This is a genomic window from uncultured Legionella sp. (assembly GCF_937871865.1).
GTDB lineage: Bacteria > Pseudomonadota > Gammaproteobacteria > Legionellales > Legionellaceae > Legionella.
The window spans coordinates 1-4,372 of the sequence record NZ_CALMPD010000117.1 but is presented as its reverse complement, the minus strand read 5'-3'; the positions used below and the strand labels follow the sequence as shown (position 1 = coordinate 4,372).

Below are 4,372 nucleotides of genomic sequence, written 5' to 3'. Positions count from 1 at the left end.
CGATCGTTGTCCCTAAAATTATGGGGCGTCCCGATGAGGCTCGTAAAGTTAAAGCCAAACAAGATGTTCTCGCCATTCAGAATGCGCTGGATTTATATAAACTGGATAATGGAAGCTATCCATCGACGGACCAAGGCTTGATGGCTCTGGTAGAAAAACCGACAAGTAATCCATCTCCATCTAACTGGAAACAATATCTAAAATCTGTGCCTAAAGATCCGTGGGGAAGAGATTATCTGTATCTAAACCCAGGACAACATGGAGATGTAGATGTATTTACTTTAGGGGCTGAAGGACAACCCGGCGGTACAGGTATCAATGCAGAGATTGGTAACTGGGATGACCACTAAACAAGGTTTTACCCTAATTGAAATTCTGATTGTCATAGTGATTATAGGCATTACCGTAGGTTTTGCCTTAATCGCTTTTGGTGATTTTGGCGCCAGCAAAAAGATTATGTTCTCAGCCGATCAGTTAGCAAATAATATTCGTCTGGCTCAACAACAAGCAATTTTAGAAAACAGTACGCTAGGAATCCGCATAGAGAATAACAGTTATCAAATTCTTAAATTCAATACTCAATGGAACCCTATATCTAATAAAGGGGTATTCAAAGTTAATTATTTTCCTAAAAACACAGTAATCACTCTGAAAACAAATAATAAACCTGTTAAAGGAACTCCGGAAATTATAATTAATTCATCCGGAGATACTACTCCGTTTAGCATTTCATTTGGCAGTAATCAAGATGAGATACTAACGACACTGACTGGCAGTCGAGATGGAACTCTTACATTTAGTTCGGCAAAGCCAAAATGAGCACCTCACTTAAATTAATAAAGAAACAAGCAGCAGGATTTACCTTGATTGAGGTATTATTAGCTCTTGCTATTATAGCAATTGCACTCACGGCATTATTAAAAGCAACGGCCCAGAATATTGAAAACACGCATCGACTCAAAGAAAAAACCATCAGTCATTGGGTTGCCATGCAGGGAATTTCAATGATTCAACTTAATTTATTAACATTAAATCAAAGCCAGGAAGCAACCCAGATAACGACGATGTTAGAGCAACAATGGTATTGGAGGGCAAAAGTCAGCTCGACTCCCATAAAAAATATGCAAAAAATTACTATTTCAGTCAGCTCGAAACAAGCAGGTCCCTTTAGAGAAGAGCTTATAGCATTCAGGTACCTCCCATGAAAAAATACCAGGGATTCACACTAATTGAAATCTTAATAGCCTTGACCGTATTTGCGATTCTGGCGACGATAACTTCATCTACGCTTTATTATGCCTTTACAGCTCGAACTCGAGTTAATGAACAAGCTACTCGGCTCAACGAGCTTCAATTAGCCATGAGCATTATTCAACAAGACATACCACAAATAATAGAACGCCCTGTCAAAGGAAATGAAATGCGTTTGTTCCCTGCTTTTGTAGGACAGTCTCAATACATGGAGTTCACGAGAGACGGGGTTATAAATCCTGATAGTATTGAAAAACGTAGTACCTTGAAGCGTGTTGCTCTGGTATGTCAGGACAATAAACTACTCCGCAGAACCTGGGCAAGTCTAGACCCACTTAATAGAAACGCTTATACAGATAAAGAGCTCATTAATAATTTGGATGGTTGTAATTTCAATTATTTAAATCAAAATCTGCAAGTACTCACTGAATGGCGTGAACAAGCAGTATCACAAAATCAACGTAAAGAATCACTCCCCAAAGCCATCCAACTCAATCTGAAACTTAATGATTGGGGTAAATTGAACCTGTTGTTCATAATACCCGGGGCTCTTTATGTATCCAATTAATAAATCTCAAGGCGGTGCCCTGCTTACCGCTTTATTTATCATGACCTTGGTTGCAATTGTTGCTACTGCAATGAGCACCAGATTACAACTGGATATTTATAGAACACGTTTGATCATACAACATGACAAACTTTATCTAGCGTCACAAGCAGTAACATTTTGGTCTCTTAGTGAATTAAATAACAGTAAGAACAAATTCACCAAATCAAATGCGCAAGGAATGGTTGCGAGCTACCCGAGGAATATGGACTCCATCTACAATCAAGTGAACTTATCAGGCGAACTTTACGATTTACAATCGCGATTTAATCTTAATAATCTGGTAGAGAAAAAATATACATTGCCGTTTATTAATCTCATAGGCAATGTTTATCCTGATGCAAACAATAAAGATAAAATTAATATAGTAGAAGCATTAAAAAACTGGTTAATGACGTATGATTTATCTCGTGGGAAAGACAGTTATACATCCTACTACCACGCTCAAAATCCACCCTACAATCCGAGTCACCAATTAATAAAAAGCACCTCCGAACTCCGCCTGATTAAAGACATCAGTGCAACATTCTACTTAGCGATGCAACCCTACATTACTGCATTGCCTGAAACAACAGCCATTAATATAAATACCGCACCAAAAAAAATTCTTATGTCTCTTGGTAATGGACTGAAAGAATCAAAAGCTGATGAATTGATAATGGCTAGAGGTGAAAATGGAATCGCCGATCTGAAAGACATCAATGAACTAATACAAAAAATTGATTTGCCAACTGAACAAATCACTTTAGAAAGTAACTATTTTCTCAGTGTTGCAGTAGCCAAGAGTGATGAGCTAAATTTGGTAATTTATACTTTAATTCATCGCAGTAAAGATAAGAAAGGGAACATATCAGTCAATATTATAAGAGAGAGTATTAATACTTTTTAGAATACTCCAACTGATGAAACACCCATACAGATTGAGCCAATGACTGAATGCACTATTTTAAGTTATTTCGCAGCGTCTCATGGATTGTCCACAGGACGCTGAGGATCTTATATTACTGTATTAACTAGCGGGCTGCTTTTTGAATTTCCTGGCCAGCTTTGCTTACGTCTTTACCTATTCCGTTTACAGTACCACAGGCATTCAACATTAAAACGACAGAGAATAAAAAAGTGGTCAGTATTATTTTTTTCATAATTATTTTGTCCTTAAATTTAAAAATAACTAATTAAGTTTTTTACAAGCATTAACAGAATGATTTAAATATCAATTCCATTTTATACGATTAATTAAATAATTAAAATCAGTGCACTATCAATAGCCCCTTAAGCACTAAATTTAATACAATTCAGAGTTAAATCAAACATTTGACCTTTCCTGAGAATAAAATAGATGGTACCTTTTGGAGAAATAATTGCATATTTAAAGGGAACTATAATGTGGATTTTTAAAAAAATTACTGACAGTTATTGCACTAAAATATTAGCAGCCTACCAATCACAGGCAGATGCAAAGATGATCACCGGAAAGGAGGCAGAATTATTAATATTAAGAAATGATTTTGCACGGTGTTTGATTGAGTCAATAAAAAAAATCGAAATTACTCCGGAAAACGAAGGAATGAATTATTTTAAACAGGTATTTGATGAAATTAACTCGTCATTAAAAAATGTTTCTGAGGTAGTGATAGAACACAATACTCAAAATAATACGGCGTTTACCACCGATCTTTATCAAACTTTTTTTACCCCTAGCCTGCTTACTTTTATTAATATAATCCAAAAACTATTTCAAGACAGTCCTATGATTATTGCTCAGTTAAAGGATGATAGTTTATTTTGTAATAGTAGAAACACTCCTTGGATCTATCTGTTCTCCTTTGTCATCTATGACTACATTCTGGAAAAAGAACTTGATCTGACGTTAAACAAATCTGACAGAGACATTTTTGATGCAAAAAGAACACTAGGAATTAAATATATTGAATTAGCCACTGATATTCATTCTCGTTTCAGCAATACAAATGAAAAAAAATACTGGGAGGTAATGAGTGGGTTATTACAAGGTATGTCTTCTGAAGAGGAAAAGCTTCAACAACGTAAAACCTCTGAAAGCTCCGCACAAACTATGTATTCATATTTTACTCAATCATTATACACTGCTTCGGCAACACTCGTGAGAAAGAGCCAACTAGGTCAACTGATAGATGCATTGATGAAAGAAAATAGTGAGCGATTGATAATAACCGAAACAAGTATTTCAAATCTGAGTTTAGTTTAATTATCTTACCCGCATTCAACGTTTTCCAGACTTGGATATCAAAATATATTCAGTACATCCAGCTTCGATTTTCTCAATACGTTCAACGTAGCCCGGTTGCTTGCAGCCGGGAAGGCTTTTCGCAAGAATTCCCAAATTCATAGCAGCATGCGATCTTGAATTAGGTGTATCAGAAAAAAGTGGCGATGAATAAGATAAGAACCTGTTTATGGCTAGTGTCCCGGCTGCAAGCAACCAGGCTACGAGTTTCTCGATATATTCTAAATGTTGTATTTAAACGCCACTGG

Annotated in this window: 7 protein-coding genes; 6 read left to right on the top strand and 1 reads right to left on the bottom strand. The window is 36.1% G+C overall.

Annotation, left to right across the window (positions count from 1 at the left end):
• The 5 genes from lspG to gspK form a co-directional block, all read left to right on the top strand.
• Positions 1-350, top strand: a 350-nt coding sequence (lspG, locus tag Q0495_RS06315; protein WP_298624197.1) for a GspG family T2SS major pseudopilin variant LspG, incomplete at its 5' end; no start/stop codon positions are given.
• Positions 340-819 carry a type II secretion system minor pseudopilin GspH gene (gspH, locus tag Q0495_RS06310; RefSeq protein WP_298624196.1) on the top strand — a complete coding sequence of 160 codons (480 nt, stop codon included), beginning with the start codon at positions 340-342 and terminating at the stop codon, positions 817-819. The genes lspG and gspH, both read left to right, overlap by 11 nt.
• Positions 816-1,205: a GspI family T2SS minor pseudopilin variant LspI gene (gene lspI / locus Q0495_RS06305; RefSeq protein ID WP_298624195.1), complete on the top strand. Its 390-nt coding sequence runs from the start codon at positions 816-818 to the stop codon at positions 1,203-1,205. The genes gspH and lspI overlap by 4 nt, the downstream gene beginning before the upstream one ends.
• Positions 1,202-1,819: a GspJ family T2SS minor pseudopilin variant LspJ gene (gene lspJ, locus Q0495_RS06300; protein WP_298624194.1), complete on the top strand. Its 618-nt coding sequence runs from the start codon at positions 1,202-1,204 to the stop codon at positions 1,817-1,819. Before lspI ends, lspJ begins: the two co-directional genes overlap by 4 nt.
• On the top strand, positions 1,806-2,747 hold the full coding sequence (gene gspK / locus Q0495_RS06295) for a type II secretion system minor pseudopilin GspK (protein WP_298624193.1): 942 nt from the start codon (positions 1,806-1,808) through the stop codon (positions 2,745-2,747). Before lspJ ends, gspK begins: the two co-directional genes overlap by 14 nt.
• Positions 2,748-2,871: 124 nt before the next feature.
• Here the strand turns inward: gspK and Q0495_RS06290 are convergent, their stop codons facing one another.
• Positions 2,872-3,000, bottom strand: coding sequence for an entericidin A/B family lipoprotein (locus Q0495_RS06290; protein ID WP_298624192.1), 129 nt, complete (start codon positions 2,998-3,000; stop codon positions 2,872-2,874).
• Positions 3,001-3,242: 242 nt separating this feature from the next.
• On the opposite strand from Q0495_RS06290, the gene Q0495_RS06285 reads away from it, so the two are divergent.
• The gene (locus Q0495_RS06285; protein ID WP_298624191.1) at positions 3,243-4,085 is read left to right on the top strand and encodes a hypothetical protein; all 843 of its coding nucleotides are present in this window, start codon (positions 3,243-3,245) and stop codon (positions 4,083-4,085) included.
• Positions 4,086-4,372 lie beyond the last annotated feature (287 nt).